The sequence below is a fragment of the Caballeronia zhejiangensis genome, from assembly GCF_022879815.1.
Lineage (GTDB): Bacteria > Pseudomonadota > Gammaproteobacteria > Burkholderiales > Burkholderiaceae > Caballeronia > Caballeronia zhejiangensis.
The window spans coordinates 1,835,193-1,848,662 of the sequence record NZ_CP084283.1 but is presented as its reverse complement, the minus strand read 5'-3'; the positions used below and the strand labels follow the sequence as shown (position 1 = coordinate 1,848,662).

Genomic DNA, 13,470 nt, shown 5'->3' with positions numbered 1-13,470 from the left:
TCAACGCGAGGCATCCGGCGCAAGCTTCGCCAGTTCATGCAGTTCGTAGAGCAGATCGAGCGCCTCACGCGGCCGCAGATCGTTCGGATCGAGCGCGCGCAGTTTTTCCATCACCGGATGTTCGGGCGCTTCCTTCGCTGGCGCTTCATCTTCATAAGGCGTGTAAGGCTGGCTCGCGAACAGGTCGAATTGCGCGGCGGGCTGGCTGATCGACTGCTGCTCCAAATGGACGAGATGCTTGCGCGCCGCGCGGATCACGGCGCCTGGCACGCCGGCGAGCTGCGCGACCTGCAGACCGTAGCTCTGATTGGCCGGACCTTCGCTCACCGCGTGCAGGAACACGATGCCGTGATCGTGCTCCACCGCCGACAGATGCACGTTGGCCGCCTGCGCAAATTCCGCGGGCAACTGCGTGAGCTCGAAGTAATGCGTGGCGAAGAGCGTGTAGCAGGCGTTGTGCGTGAGCAGATGCCGCGCGATCGCCCATGCGAGCGCGAGGCCGTCGAAGGTCGACGTGCCGCGTCCGATCTCATCCATCAAGACAAGGCTCGACGCGGTCGCGTCGTTGAGAATCGCCGCTGCCTCCGTCATCTCGACCATGAAGGTCGAACGTCCGCCCGCGAGATCGTCGGCGGCGCCGATGCGCGTGAAGATGCGATCCAGCGCGCCGAAACGCGCGCGCTTCGCGGGCACGTAACTGCCGACGTGCGCCATCAGCGCGATCAGCGCGGTCTGACGCATGAAGGTCGATTTACCGCCCATGTTCGGGCCGGTGATGAGCAACAGCTTGCGGTCCTGGCTGAGACAACAGTCGTTGGCGATGAACTGCTCGACCTGCGCCTCGACGACCGGATGCCGGCCCTGTTCGATATCGATGCCCGCGTCGGCGCTGAATTCCGGTGCGACCCAGTCGAGCGCGCGGGCGCGTTCGGCAAACGCGCACAGCAGATCGAGTTCCGCGAGCGCGCTTGCGACGCGCTGACAATCCGCGATGAAGGGCAACAGGTTCTGCAAGAGCGCGTCGTACAGCGCGCGTTCGCGGGCGAGGGCGCGTTCCTGCGCGGAAAGCGCCTTGTCTTCGAACGCCTTCAGTTCGGGCGTAATGTAGCGCTCGGCGTTCTTGAGCGTCTGACGGCGGCGATAGTCGTCGGGCACCTTGTCGGTCTGCCCGCGCGTGACCTCGATATAGAAGCCGTGCACCTTGTTGTACTCGACACGCAGATTCGCGATGCCGGTGCGCGTGCGCTCGCGCGCTTCGAGATCGATCAGGAACTGATCGCAGTTCTCCGAAATATCGCGCAATTCGTCGAGATCGGGATCGTAGCCGCGCGCGATCACACCGCCGTCGCGAATCAGCGCGGCGGGTTCCGCTGCGATGGCGTTCGTCAGCAGATCGAGACATTCGTGCGGCGGTTCAAGCCCGGCGTCGATGCGCTCGAGCGCCGGCGCATGCGTGGCGACTGCGGCGACGAGGGCGCGCAGATCGGGCAGCGCGGCGAAGGTATCGCGCAGGCTCGACAGATCGCGCGGACGCGCCGACAGCAACGCGAGACGGCCCGTGATGCGCTCGATGTCCGAAATCTTGCGTAGCGCGCCGCGCAGCGTGTCGAGGCCGCCGCTCGTGGGCGCGTCGAGCAATGCGCCGATCGCCTGCTGGCGCGCCTGAGCGATCGACGCATCGCGCGGCGGATGATGCAGCCAGTGGCGCAACAGGCGGCTGCCCATCGTCGTACAGCAAGTGTCGAGCAGCGAGAACAGCGTCGGCGATTCGGTGCCGCGCAGTGTTTCGGTGAGTTCGAGATTGCGTCGCGTGGCCGGATCGAGCCCGATGTACTCCGATTCGTATTCGACTTTCAGACTGCGCACGTGGCGCAACTGCTGGCCTTGCGTGGCGGCGGCATAGAGCAGCAGCGCGCCGGCCGCACCGCACGCGCAGGTGAGCGTTTGCGCGCCGAAACCGTCGAGGCTCGCGACATCGAGTTGCTCTCGCAAGCGCTGCGTGCCCGAGCCGACGTCGAAGTGCCACGCCGGCACGCGCGTGGTCGCGCCGGGATGCGTCACGCCGAGCGACGCCTGAACGTCGGTGATCGAATCGGCGATGAGCGTTTCCGCCGGACGAATGCGCTCGAGCGCCGCGCTGACCTGATTCGGCGCGACTTCCGCGAGACGCAATGCGCCGCTCGCGAGATTGAGCCACGCGAGGCCGACGCTCGTCACCACGCCGCGACGGTTGTGCGCGGGGCAGAGCGCCAGCAGATAGACATCGCTCTTATCGGAGAGCAGGGCTGCGTCGGTGAGCGTGCCCGGTGTGACGACGCGCACGACCTTGCGCTCGACCGGACCTTTAGATGTCGCCGCATCGCCGATCTGCTCGCAGATCGCCACCGATTCGCCCAGCTTCACGAGCTTCGCGAGATATTGTTCGCATGCGTGATGCGGCACGCCCGCCATCCTGATCGGATTGCCGCCCGATGCGCCGCGCTGCGTGAGCGTGAGATCGAGCAGACGCGCGGCTTTCTCGGCGTCGTCGAAGAAAAGCTCGTAGAAATCGCCCATCCGGTAGAAAACGAGCGTGCCGGGATGCTCCGCCTTGATGCGCAGATACTGCTGCATCATCGGCGTGTGCTGCGACAGGTCCGCGAGCGGCGCGGCGGTGTCTGGTGAGGTGTCGGGAGTTGCCGTTTGAGTGCCCATCTTGCGTGCTTTGAAGGCCAGAATGACTAAACGGCCGGGCGCGACGTGCGCCGGCCGTCGTTCAGCCGATAGAGCAGGAGTTTAACCTGTCGCGAGATGACGGCGAGTCGGCCGAATGGCCAACGAGATGTGTCTAGTCGATGTGCATCGCCTGCGCGAACGCCGCCGCCGGCACGGACGCGATGCCGTGCCGGCGGCGATTTCCGATGACGCCGGAGCGCGTCACGCGCGCCCGGCGAGATATCCGACGAGCAATGCGAGACCCGCCACCGCGCCGAGCGTGTGCCACGGCTTGTCGTGAACGAACTCGTCGGCGTAACCGGCTGCGTCGTTCAGTCTGCCGGTGAGCGCCGTGCCCGCGCCGTTCATCTGCGAACGGGCGGTCTTGAGGCGCGATTGCAGTTCCTTGCGCAGCTTGTCGGCATCGACGTCCCTTGCGCCGGAGATCGAGCTTTCCAGATCATCGAGCAGGCTGCGCAACTGGCTGCTCGCCGAATCGACCGCGTCGCTCGCACCGCGTACCGCGCGCTGGCCGACATCGGCTGCGCCATTGATCTTGCTGTCGAGCGTCGAACGTGTGAACAATCCCATTTCCATGCTCCTTTATTGACGTTTGCCGAGGAATGAATATCGCCGGGTCCGTCCGCGATGCGCCATGCGGATGCCCGCGATCGGCCGCGCCGGGCCGTACATGGCGTTACGACCCGACCCCGCCGCCGGCGTTCCTCCCATGGTTTCCTCGTGAGCCGGCGCCGGGGCATGAACCCAGAATACACCGTTCACCGTGGAGCAAGGTTCATTCCTCGACGAGCGCGACGAGATCGGTTTCGCGCTCGTTGTGCGTGTGGCGGCGCATCGCCAGCGCCATCATCAGGCACACGAAGACGCCGAACACGACGATGATCCACTGCACCGGCACCTTCTCCGTCAACAGCAAGGCGTAAGCGCCGAGCATTGCGAGCACGGCGAGATTCTGGTTGAAGTTCTGCACCGCGATGGAATGTCCGGCCGACAGCAGCGTCGCGCCGCGATGCTGCAGGATCGCGTTCATCGGCACGATGAAAAAGCCCGACAGGCCGCCGAGCGCGATCATCAGCGGATAGGCCATCAGGATGTACGCCGGCGCGAAGAGCGGACCGATATGCACGCCCGCGCCGGCCGGAAAGAGGTCCTTGTTGTAGAACGCCATCGCGACCGCGACCGCGCCGATCAGCACGCCGACCGGCAGCACTTTCAGCGACTGGCGCAGCACGATCCACGCGGACGCCGCCGCCGCGCCGAGCGCGATGCCCACGCCCGTCACGCCCTGCAGCACGGCGGCTTTGGAGAGCGACAGGCCGAGGTTCGCATCGGCCCATTTCAGCACGAGCAATTGCAGCGTGACGGCCGCGCCCCAGAGCAGCGTCGTGACCCACAGCGCGATCTGCGCGAGCTTGTCCTTCCACAGCACCATGAAGCAGCGCGAGAAATCGTGGACGAGCTTCGTCGGTTCGTTCAGCAGATTCGGATAGCGCGCGCCGGTATCGGGGATGAATACGTTGATGACGGCCGCCGACGCGTAGATCACCATCACGGCGAAGAGCGCGGCGTGCGCGGCGCTGCTCACGAACGGCAGATGCGCGTGCTCGACCCAGCGCCCGACGACCTGGCTCACGAGCGCGCCGCCGATCACGGTGCCGAGAATCGTCGAGCCGACCGTCGCCGATTCGAGCCACGCGTTCGCCGCGATCAGCTTTTGCGGCGGCAAGAGCTCGGTGAGAATGCCGTATTTCGCGGGCGAATAGGCCGCCGCGCCGAGGCCGACGACGCCATACGCGATCATCGGATGCACGCCCGCGATCATCATCGCGCAGCCGGCCGCCTTGAGCGCGTTCGACGTGAACATGACGTGGCGCTTCTGGATCGCATCGGCGAATGCGCCGACGAATGGCGCGAGCAGAACATACGAAATCGTGAAGAAGATCTGCAACAGCGGCGTGACCCACGGCGCGGAATGCACGACGGCGAGCATGGCGATCGCCGCGATCAGGAGCGCATTGTCGGCGAGCGACGAAACGAACTGCGCGGCGATGATCGTATAGAAGCCTTTCTTCATGAGCGGGAATGACGTGGGGCGCGGCGCGCGGCGTGAGAGCGGGGCGGGCGGAAGAAAGCGCGCATCGCCGTTGCCGGAACGAGGGCAAAGCTTGCACTGTAACGGAGCCCTGCATTCGGTGCAGAGCAGGCGGCGCGCCCGGGATGCGGAAGAGGTCAAACAAAAGGGGCGCAAGACGCGCCCCTTCGATGCAGCTTATTCGCCGGTCAGGCGCGTGCGCGAGTACATGTCGAGGATCTTGACCATCTGCGCGTAGACCTTCGGATTGGCGGCGACGATTTCGTTTCTGAACAGGAAATCCGATTCGCCGGTGTAGTTGCCGACGAGTCCGCCCGCTTCGGTCACGATGAGGCTGCCCGCCGCCACATCCCACGGATGGATGCCTTGCTCGAAGAAGCCGTCGAGACGGCCGGCCGCGACGTTCGCGAGATCCAGCGCCGCCGCGCCCGGACGGCGCAGCCCTGCGCACGACAGCGTCATTTCGCTGAAGAGGCGCATATAGGCGTTCAGACCCTGGCCGTCGCGGAACGGGAAGCCGGTGCCGATCAGCGCATCCGACAGACGGTCGAGCTTGCCCACGCGAATGCGTCGCTCGTTCAGATACGCGCCGCGGCCGCGCGATGCGGTGAAGAGGTCGTTGCGCGTCGGATCGTAGATGACCGCCTGCTGCACGACGCCCTTGTGCGCGAGCGCGATCGACACGCAGTAGTACGGAAAGCCGTGGATGAAGTTGGTGGTGCCGTCGAGCGGATCGATGATCCACTGAAACTCCGACTCGCGATCCGTCGCGCCGGATTCTTCGGCGAGGATCGAGTGATCGGGATAGGCGGTGTGCAGCGTCTCGATGATCGCGGCTTCGGACGCCTTGTCGACTTCCGTCACGAAGTCGTTGTGCTGTTTCTTGCTGACCTGGAGACGATCCAGATCGAGCGACGCGCGGTTGATGATCTGTCCGGCGCGGCGGGCGGCCTTGACAGCGATATTGAGCATCGGATGCATGAGCGAAATCCTCTGACCGCCCAGCAGCTTCGTGTGGACGGGAAAATTGGCGACAACGACTATGTCGACGAAAGACGAATTGAATAAGAGCGGGGCGTTCGCGCGAAGGTTCTTTGGAAGCCATGCAAGAACCGTTCGCCGCGCGCGAAGGCGCCATTTTACCCGAAAGTGGCCGCGCGGTTCCGGCGCATGGCCAAAGCGCGTTAACATATCGGGTCGCACTTTCTTCAAAATTCAGCACGAACCGCGCCTTGGAACCCAACGAACTTTCCGCGCCCGCCGGCGGCTTCACGTCGACGCGCTTCATCCTGGTCGAGCCGAGTCATCCGGGCAATGTCGGCGCGGCCGCCCGCGCGCTCAAGACGATGGGCTTCGCGCGCCTCGTCCTCGTCGCGCCGCGCGTGACCGACGTCAAGAACGAGCCCGAAGCCATCGCGATGGCCTCCGGCGCCGACGACGTGCTCGCGTCCGCGCATGTCGTCGACACGCTCGCCGATGCGCTCGTCGGCGTGCGCTGGTCGGTCGCGCTGACCGCGCGTATGCGCGAATACGGGCCGCCGCAGATGCCGCCGCGCGCGCTCGCCGAACGCGCGCATGAATTCGTGCGCCACGGCGATATCGCGCTCGTGTTCGGCAACGAGCGCACCGGGCTTTCCAACGCGGACGTCGAAAGATGCAGCGCGCTCGCACATATTCCGGCCAATCCCGCCTACAGCTCGCTCAATCTCGCGCAGGCCGTGCAGGTGCTCGCGTATGAACTACGCGTCGCGTTCCAGACGTCCGCGAGCCCGCTTGCCGTGGTGGAATCGGCGGGGCAGAGCGCATCGAGCGATGAAATCGAAGGCATGTACGCGCATCTCGAAGACGCGCTCGTCGCGCTCGATTTTCTCGATCCGGCCAATCCGAAGAAGCTGATGTCGCGCGTGCGGCGGATGTTCGCGCGTTCCGGGCTCGAGCGCGAAGAAGTGAATATTTTGCGCGGCATCGCGAAGCACATCCTCCTTCGGACGAAAAAGGACTGACCGCGCTGGCGTCGGGGGCATCGGGCAGACTGCGCGCGCTCGTCCTACAATCGGCGAAAAACGGCGAACGCCGATAAGCTTTGCGCGATTCGTGCAAAGCACTCGTCCCCCTTTCAGAGACATCGCCATGTTCGACCGACTTCGCGAAGACATCGCCGCCATCCGCGAGCGCGATCCCGCCGCCCGCAGCGCCTGGGAAGTCGTCACCTGTTATCCGGGGCTGCACGCGATCGCTCTGCATCGCATCGCGAACGCGTGCTGGCGCGGACAGTGGCGCTGGCTCGCGCGGTTCGTGTCGCAGATCGCGCGCTTTCTCACCGGCATCGAAATTCATCCGGGCGCGACGCTCGGACGGCGCGTGTTCATCGATCACGGCATGGGCGTCGTGATCGGCGAGACGGCCGAAATCGGCGACGACTGCACGATCTATCAGGGCGTGACGCTCGGCGGCACGTCGCTCACGCGCGGCGCGAAACGTCATCCGACGCTCGGGCGCGGCGTGATCGTCGGTGCGGGCGCGAAGGTGCTCGGCGGCTTCACGGTCGGCGCCGATGCGAAGATCGGCTCGAATGCGGTCGTCGTGAAGCCGGTGCCGGCGGGCGGTACGGCGGTGGGCAATCCGGCGCGCATCGTGATGCCGGCCGTCGCGAAGAAGCCATCCGATGAAACCGCGAAGAGCGGCTTTTGCGCTTACGGCATTACGCCGAACGCGGACGATCCCGTGTCGCTCGCGATCCACGGGCTGATCGATCACGCGTCGACGCAGACGCAGCGCATCGACGACATCGTCGCGGCGCTCGAACGGCTCGGCGCGCGCGTGGAAGCGCTCAACGCCGTCGATGGCGCCGCGCTCGTCGATCTCAAGCGCCTATGCACGTCGATGGATGGCAAGGCGGCGGACGAGCGCGCCGCGTCGCTCGAACGCGCGAGTTAAAGCGGCAGCGGGCGCACGCCTTCTTCATCGACGCGCAGATAGCCGCCGCGCGGCGGGTCCGCGTCGAGTTCCCAGTCGGGCAGAACCCAGCGCACGCCTGCGACTTCGCGATGCATCGCCGGACGATGCGTGTGGCCGTGAATCAGCGTGTTCGTGCGGCTATTGATGAAGAGTTCCGCGACCGCTTTCTTCGTCACGTCGTACTTCGCCTTGACGCCGGTGGTCACGCGCGCGCCCTCGCTTTTCGAGCGCATGCGCTGGCCGATGCCCAGGCGCGTGTCGAGCGGCAACGCCAGAAAGAGCCGTTGCGCGAGCTTGTTGCGCGCGAACGAGCGAAAGCCTTGATAGGCGCGATCGGCGGTGCACAGGCCATCGCCGTGGGCGAGCACGATGCGCTTGCCGAACGCGGTGATGACGAACGGATCGGGCAGCGGCAGCGCGCCTGCATCTTTCATGAAGCGCTTGCCCAGCAGGAAATCGCGATTGCCGTGCATCACATATAGGCCGATGCCGCGTTCCGAGAGCGTATGCATGAGGCGCGTCATGCGGCGCGCGAAGCTGGCGCGCGGGTCGGTTGGCGGGCCGTCGAGAATGTCGTCGCCGATCCAGAACTCGAACAGGTCGCCGAGGATGAAGACCGAATCGGCGTCGTTCGCCGTGACCTCGATGAAATGCTCGAAGGCCGCAACCGTTTTCGGAATCGCTTCGGAAAGATGCAGATCGCCAATGAAAAACAGCGGGCGCGCGTTTTTCGCTGTGCCCGCTGCTTCGCGATCGAATGAAGTCTTCGTATCGATCATGCAATGACCGTGATCAGACCACGACGGCCTTCTCGATCACCACGTCGTCGACCGGAACGTCCTGGTGGAAGCCCTTCGAGCCGGTCTTCACCTTCTTGATCTTCTCGACCACGTCCATGCCTTCGACGACCTTGCCGAACACGGTGTAGCCCCAGCCTTGCGGCGTCGGCGACGAGTGGTTCAGGAAGTCGTTGTCCTTCACGTTGATGAAGAACTGTGCAGTCGCCGAATGCGGGTCGTTCGTGCGCGCCATCGCGATCGAGCCGTTTTCGTTCTTGAGGCCGTTGTTGGCTTCGTTGTCGATCGGCGCATCGGTCGGCTTCTGCTTCATGCCCGGCTCGAAGCCGCCGCCCTGGATCATGAAGCCATCGATCACGCGATGGAACACGGTGTTGTCGTAATGACCCTTCTTCACGTAGTTGAGGAAGTTCTCGACCGTCTTCGGGGCCTTGTCGGCGTCCAGTTCAATCTTGATGACGCCGTGGTTCGTATGCAGTTCGACCATGATGATGTTCTCTCCATTGTGTTTGATTGAGCCCTGGCGCAGCGCGCGCCAGGTCAGCGACAGGCGCTTACGGATTACTGCGGGACCACGGTGGCCGACTCGATCACGGTCGGCTTTTGCGGCACGTCCTGCATCGGGCCGCGCGTGGTGGTCGGGCTGCCTTCGATCTTCTTCACGACGTCCATGCCCGCGACGACCTTGCCGAACACGGCGTAGCCGTTGCCGTCCGGGCTCGGATAGTCGAGACCCGCATTATCGACGGTATTGATGAAGAACTGCGCGGTGGCCGAATTCGGATCGCTCGTGCGCGCCATCGCGAGCGTGCCGGTGGCGTTCTTCAGACCGTTCTTGCTTTCGAGCGGAATCGGCGCGCGCGTCGGCTTCTCGGCGAAGCTCGTGCTATAGCCGCCGCCCTGGATCATGAAGCCCGGAATCACACGATGAAAGATCGTGCCGCTGTACTGACCGGACTTCACGTAGTCGAGAAAGTTCGCGACCGTCTTCGGCGCTTTCTCGGGATACAGCTCGACCTTGATGTCGCCTTGCGTGGTCTTGAAGAGCACGGTGGGGTGCGCGGCCTGCGCGTTCGGCTGCGCTAACGCAGGCGTGGTCGCGATCAGGGCAGCGCTCGACAGCGCCAACATCAGGAATTTCATGAAGGATCGATCCTCGTGTGGTGAATGCAAACAGTCGGCCGCGAATGCGCCTGCTTATGGCTGCGCTTGCGGCGCGACGTATGGCGTGGCCGGCAGCGGGCTCGTCGGGCCGCCGAACGGCGCGTAATCGTCGGGACCGGGCATCGTCGGCGAGGCGGCTCCGGATGCCGGCGCCCATTCGTCCGCGGCCGGACTTGGCGCAATTGCCGCGCCCGTTCCCGATGTGCCTTCTGCCGCGCCCGCGCGCTTCTTCGGCGGGTTGTAGATGTTCTGAATCGCCGTGATGCGCTGGCGCGTGAGCGGACTCTTCGAGCCGAGCGATTGCGCGCGCTTGTACGACTCGCTCGCGAGACGAAGATAAAGATCGCCCAGGTTGTCATAGGCGAGCGCGTAGCTTGGATTCGCCTTGACCGCGGTTTCGAGCGCGACGCGTGCATCCTCGTAGCGGCCCTTCTTCGCATAGAGCGCGGCGAGGTTGTTATACGGCTCCGGCAATTCTGGATAGGCTTGCGTGAGCTCGGTGAAGGCGGCGATGGCTTCGTCGTCGCGATTCAGGCGCGCGAGCACGGTGGCGCGCTTGAACTTTGCCTGCACGTCGCGCGGATTGCTCGCGATGCGCGCATCGAGCTGTGTGAGCGCGGCGTTCCAGTCCTTGCCCGCGATGGCCGAATCGATCTGCGGCGTGTCGTCGCGAGTTGCGGTCGAGGTCTGCGCGAGCGCGGCCCCGGACATGCCGACACATGCGAAGCCGAGCGCCGCGATGGCGAGCGTCCGGGAAACGAGCCGGCAAGAGAGTTGCAGAGGCGTGCGCGCGTGGCGATGAGTCACTTGGAATCGAGTCAATGAATGAGGCGGCGAAAGAAGCCGTGAAAGCGGCGAAAGGGACGGCGAGCGCCCGAACACGCGAAGGCGTGCGAGCACTGGAGAACGAGCGGAAATGCCCGATGCGGCGTCGTGTCCGGCAAGGCTTTCGGCCCGGCCCGGAGCGCGGCTTGCCATGCCCGCCGCGCGGCCGCTTCGAGATTTCATAGGCTCAAGTCCCGGTGTTATACTCCGACCCATTCTAACAAAAGGTCTGCACGTCCCGCGCACGAGTCTTGCGCCTGGATCTCCAGGCGAGCATCTCGCGCCGACTCCAGACTGTCTTTCGCCACTCGTGGCCGTCTCCGTCCTGGTCGCATGACCGTCGTGTTCGCGCTCGCGTGTGGGTCTCTTCGCTCCCGCGCGTATCGCTCACGGCGCTCGCTGCCCGGCACACGGTTGATTCCGGCCCATGCTTCGCCTTCTATGAACTCGCTGCGCATCTACAACACGCTCGCGCGTGACAAGCAAACCTTCACGCCGCTTCGCGCCGGCGAGGTACGCATGTATGTCTGCGGAATCACCGTGTATGACTACTGTCACGTCGGGCACGCGCGCATGTTCGTGGTGTTCGACATCGTTCAGCGATGGCTGCGCGAGATCGGCTACAAGGTGACTTACGTCCGCAACATCACCGACATCGACGACAAGATCATTCGCCGCGCGGTGGAGAACAACGAATCGATCAAGTCGCTCACGCAGCGTTTCATCGAGGCGATGTATGAGGACATGGACGCGCTCGGCGTCGCGCGTGCGGACATCGAGCCGCGCGCGACCGAGTTCGTGCCGCAGATGCTCGGCATGATCGATGCGTTGCACGCCAACGGTTATGCATATCAGGCCAAAGACGGCGACGTCAATTACTCGGTGCGCAAGTTCACCGACTACGGCAAGCTGTCCGGCAAGTCGATCGAAGACTTGCGCGCCGGCGAGCGCGTCACGGCCAACGACGCCAAGGAAGATCCGCTCGACTTCGTGCTGTGGAAGCAATCGAAGGCGGGCGAGCCGGAAGATACAGGCTGGAACTCGAAGTGGGGCCGCGGGCGTCCCGGCTGGCACATCGAATGTTCCGCGATGGGCTGCACGTTGCTCGGCGAACAGTTCGACATCCACGGTGGCGGCATGGATCTCCAGTTCCCGCATCACGAGAACGAGATCGCGCAGAGCGAAGGCGCAACCGGAAAGCAGTTCGTGAACTACTGGATGCACAACGGCTTTGTGCAGATCGACAGTGAAAAGATGTCGAAGTCGCTCGGCAACTTTTTCACGATCCGCGAAGTTCTTGAAAAATTTGATGCTGAAGTCGTGCGCTTCTTTATTGCGCGGGCACACTATCGGTCGCCGCTGAATTACAGCGACGTGCATATCGACGACGCAAAGAACGCGTTGACGCGCCTATATACGGCGTTGAAGGATGTCGAGCCGGACAATCAGCAACTTGACTGGAGCGAGGCGAACGCGCAGCGTTTCCAGTCTGCGATGAACGACGACTTCAACACGCCGGTGGCCGTGTCGGTGTTGTTCGATCTCGCGAGCGAAGTGAATCGTACGCGCGATGCCGCGCTCGCTCGTCAGCTCAAGGGTCTTGCGGGCGTGCTCGGACTGCTTCAGCGCGAGCCGCGTGCGTTCCTGCAGCGGGCGAGCGGCGCAGGCTCGAGCGAGGGACTCTCGCCGCAAGAGATCGAAGCGAAGATCGCCGAGCGCATCGCCGCGAAGCAGGCGAAGAACTATGCCGAAGCAGACCGGATTCGCGCTGCATTGCTCGAAGCCGGTATTGCGCTTGAAGACAAACCGGGTGGGTCGACCGAATGGCGCCGCGTTTGAGCGCGGCCCTTCGAACCCTCTGATCGACTCACCAGGCAGGAGGCAAGATGGCAACGGCCAGGAAGACGCCGGTCAAGCGACCCGCGTCTGTCAGCGATGCGTCGGGCGCAACGAAGCGCGCGAGCAGCGCACAAACGAAAGTGAACACGCAGAAGATCGATGGCGCGGGTGCGGCGGCCGGCAAGACGGCGAAGCCGGCGCGCAGCGTTGCGCTCAAGGCCGCGAAGCCGGAGACGGCAACGCGGCTGAACGGCGCTGCGCGCGCATCGAAAGCGGGCACGGAAGAAGCCGAAGCGTCGCCCGCGAAGGGCAACGGCCGCGCGGTCGCAGGCGATGGCGCGCGCGCTCAGGCGCTGGTCGCCGAACGTGGCGAAGTGGTGCGCAAGTCGCGCGTCGTCACATCGGATGCCGCGGTGCCCGTGCAAATCGGCGGACTCACGCGCGAAGCCGTTCGTCCCGACTACTGGGACCGCGCGTGCGCAGATTTGATGCGACGCGACCGCATACTCAAGAAGCTGATTCCGAAGTTCGGCGAGATTCATCTCGTCAATCTCGGCGATCCGTTCTCCACGCTCGCGCGTTCCGTTGCCGGCCAGCAGATTTCGGTGAAGGCCGCGCAGGCGATCTGGGAACGGGTGAAGGGCGCATGTCCCGAGGTTCATCCGGCGCACTTCATCAAGCTTGGTCACGAGAAACTGCAGGCGTGCGGCTTATCCAAACGCAAGGCCGAGTACATTCTCGATCTCGCGCAGCATTTCGAATCGGGCGCGCTGCACGTCGACGCATGGACGTCGATGGACGACGAAGCCGTCATCGCCGAGCTCACGCAGATTCGCGGCATCGGCCGATGGACGGCGGAGATGTTCCTCATCTTCAATCTGTCGCGCCCGGACGTCCTGCCGCTCGACGATCTCGGCCTGATTCAGGCGATCAGCGTCAACTACTTCAGCGGCGAGCCGGTGACGCGCAGCGAGGCGCGCGAAGTGGCGGCGAATTGGGAGCCGTGGCGCACGGTCGCGACGTGGTACATGTGGCGCAGCCTCAATCCGATTCCGTCAGATCACTAAAATAACCACGCGA

At 64.4% G+C, this 13,470-nt stretch carries 12 protein-coding genes; 4 read left to right on the top strand and 8 right to left on the bottom strand.

The genetic code is table 11. From position 1 onward, the window contains the following. The 4 genes from mutS to LDZ23_RS08845 all read right to left on the bottom strand — a co-directional run bounded on the left by mutS (nt 1) and on the right by LDZ23_RS08845 (nt 5,788). Nucleotides 1-2,694 carry a DNA mismatch repair protein MutS gene (gene mutS / locus LDZ23_RS08860; RefSeq protein WP_404989929.1) on the bottom strand — a complete coding sequence of 898 codons (2,694 nt, stop codon included), beginning with the start codon at nt 2,692-2,694 and terminating at the stop codon, nt 1-3. A 222-nt stretch (nt 2,695-2,916) separates the two neighbouring features. Then, complete coding sequence (locus tag LDZ23_RS08855; protein ID WP_008341847.1) at nt 2,917-3,285, bottom strand: ElaB/YgaM/YqjD family protein; 369 nt, start codon at nt 3,283-3,285, stop codon at nt 2,917-2,919. 205 nt (nt 3,286-3,490) lie between these two features. Beyond that, nucleotides 3,491-4,789: a lysophospholipid transporter LplT gene (lplT, locus tag LDZ23_RS08850; protein ID WP_175982702.1), complete on the bottom strand. Its 1,299-nt coding sequence runs from the start codon at nt 4,787-4,789 to the stop codon at nt 3,491-3,493. Nucleotides 4,790-4,984: 195 nt separating this feature from the next. Beyond that, nucleotides 4,985-5,788 (bottom strand): inositol monophosphatase family protein, encoded by an 804-nt coding sequence (locus LDZ23_RS08845; RefSeq protein ID WP_008341842.1) that lies wholly within the window; start codon nt 5,786-5,788, stop codon nt 4,985-4,987. A 122-nt stretch (nt 5,789-5,910) separates the two neighbouring features. Between LDZ23_RS08845 and LDZ23_RS08840 the strand changes: the two genes are divergently transcribed. Both LDZ23_RS08840 and cysE read left to right on the top strand, forming a co-directional pair. Next, complete coding sequence (locus LDZ23_RS08840) at nt 5,911-6,810, top strand: RNA methyltransferase (protein WP_244807423.1); 900 nt, start codon at nt 5,911-5,913, stop codon at nt 6,808-6,810. Nucleotides 6,811-6,937: 127 nt separating this feature from the next. Then, nucleotides 6,938-7,744 carry a serine O-acetyltransferase gene (gene cysE / locus LDZ23_RS08835; RefSeq protein ID WP_175982701.1) on the top strand — a complete coding sequence of 269 codons (807 nt, stop codon included), beginning with the start codon at nt 6,938-6,940 and terminating at the stop codon, nt 7,742-7,744. On the opposite strand, the gene LDZ23_RS08830 is transcribed toward cysE, so the two are convergent. The 4 genes from LDZ23_RS08830 to LDZ23_RS08815 form a co-directional block, all read right to left on the bottom strand. After that, nucleotides 7,741-8,544 (bottom strand): UDP-2,3-diacylglucosamine diphosphatase, encoded by an 804-nt coding sequence (locus LDZ23_RS08830; RefSeq protein ID WP_175982700.1) that lies wholly within the window; start codon nt 8,542-8,544, stop codon nt 7,741-7,743. The two genes, cysE and LDZ23_RS08830, sit on opposite strands and share 4 nt — an antisense overlap. 13 nt (nt 8,545-8,557) lie before the next feature. Continuing rightward, nucleotides 8,558-9,049 carry a peptidylprolyl isomerase gene (locus LDZ23_RS08825; RefSeq protein ID WP_008341836.1) on the bottom strand — a complete coding sequence of 164 codons (492 nt, stop codon included), beginning with the start codon at nt 9,047-9,049 and terminating at the stop codon, nt 8,558-8,560. Between the two features lie 74 nt (nt 9,050-9,123). Further along, the gene (locus LDZ23_RS08820; protein ID WP_008341835.1) at nt 9,124-9,705 is read right to left on the bottom strand and encodes a peptidylprolyl isomerase; all 582 of its coding nucleotides are present in this window, start codon (nt 9,703-9,705) and stop codon (nt 9,124-9,126) included. 54 nt (nt 9,706-9,759) lie between these two features. Then, nucleotides 9,760-10,437, bottom strand: coding sequence for a tetratricopeptide repeat protein (locus LDZ23_RS08815; protein ID WP_244808123.1), 678 nt, complete (start codon nt 10,435-10,437; stop codon nt 9,760-9,762). 555 nt (nt 10,438-10,992) lie between these two features. Here LDZ23_RS08815 and cysS point away from each other — a divergent pair. Beyond that, a complete protein-coding gene (gene cysS, locus LDZ23_RS08810) occupies nt 10,993-12,390 on the top strand; it encodes a cysteine--tRNA ligase (RefSeq protein ID WP_244807422.1) in 1,398 nt (465 codons plus the stop codon). Nucleotides 12,391-12,437: 47 nt separating this feature from the next. After that, on the top strand, nt 12,438-13,457 hold the full coding sequence (locus LDZ23_RS08805; protein WP_175982698.1) for an endonuclease III domain-containing protein: 1,020 nt from the start codon (nt 12,438-12,440) through the stop codon (nt 13,455-13,457). Nucleotides 13,458-13,470 lie beyond the last annotated feature (13 nt).

Excerpts from the sequence above, each read along its gene's own strand:
- mutS (WP_404989929.1), bottom strand. The coding sequence starts at position 2,694 with ATGGGCACTCAAACGGCAACTCCCGACACCTCACCAGACACCGCCGCG.
- LDZ23_RS08855 (WP_008341847.1), bottom strand. The coding sequence starts at position 3,285 with ATGGGATTGTTCACACGTTCGACGCTCGACAGCAAGATCAATGGCGCA.
- lplT (WP_175982702.1), bottom strand. The coding sequence starts at position 4,789 with ATGAAGAAAGGCTTCTATACGATCATCGCCGCGCAGTTCGTTTCGTCG.
- LDZ23_RS08845 (WP_008341842.1), bottom strand. The coding sequence starts at position 5,788 with ATGCATCCGATGCTCAATATCGCTGTCAAGGCCGCCCGCCGCGCCGGA.
- LDZ23_RS08840 (WP_244807423.1), top strand. The coding sequence starts at position 5,911 with ATGCAAGAACCGTTCGCCGCGCGCGAAGGCGCCATTTTACCCGAAAGT.
- cysE (WP_175982701.1), top strand. The coding sequence starts at position 6,938 with ATGTTCGACCGACTTCGCGAAGACATCGCCGCCATCCGCGAGCGCGAT.
- LDZ23_RS08830 (WP_175982700.1), bottom strand. The coding sequence starts at position 8,544 with ATGATCGATACGAAGACTTCATTCGATCGCGAAGCAGCGGGCACAGCG.
- LDZ23_RS08825 (WP_008341836.1), bottom strand. The coding sequence starts at position 9,049 with ATGGTCGAACTGCATACGAACCACGGCGTCATCAAGATTGAACTGGAC.
- LDZ23_RS08820 (WP_008341835.1), bottom strand. The coding sequence starts at position 9,705 with ATGAAATTCCTGATGTTGGCGCTGTCGAGCGCTGCCCTGATCGCGACC.
- LDZ23_RS08815 (WP_244808123.1), bottom strand. The coding sequence starts at position 10,437 with ATGTCCGGGGCCGCGCTCGCGCAGACCTCGACCGCAACTCGCGACGAC.
- cysS (WP_244807422.1), top strand. The coding sequence starts at position 10,993 with ATGAACTCGCTGCGCATCTACAACACGCTCGCGCGTGACAAGCAAACC.
- LDZ23_RS08805 (WP_175982698.1), top strand. The coding sequence starts at position 12,438 with ATGGCAACGGCCAGGAAGACGCCGGTCAAGCGACCCGCGTCTGTCAGC.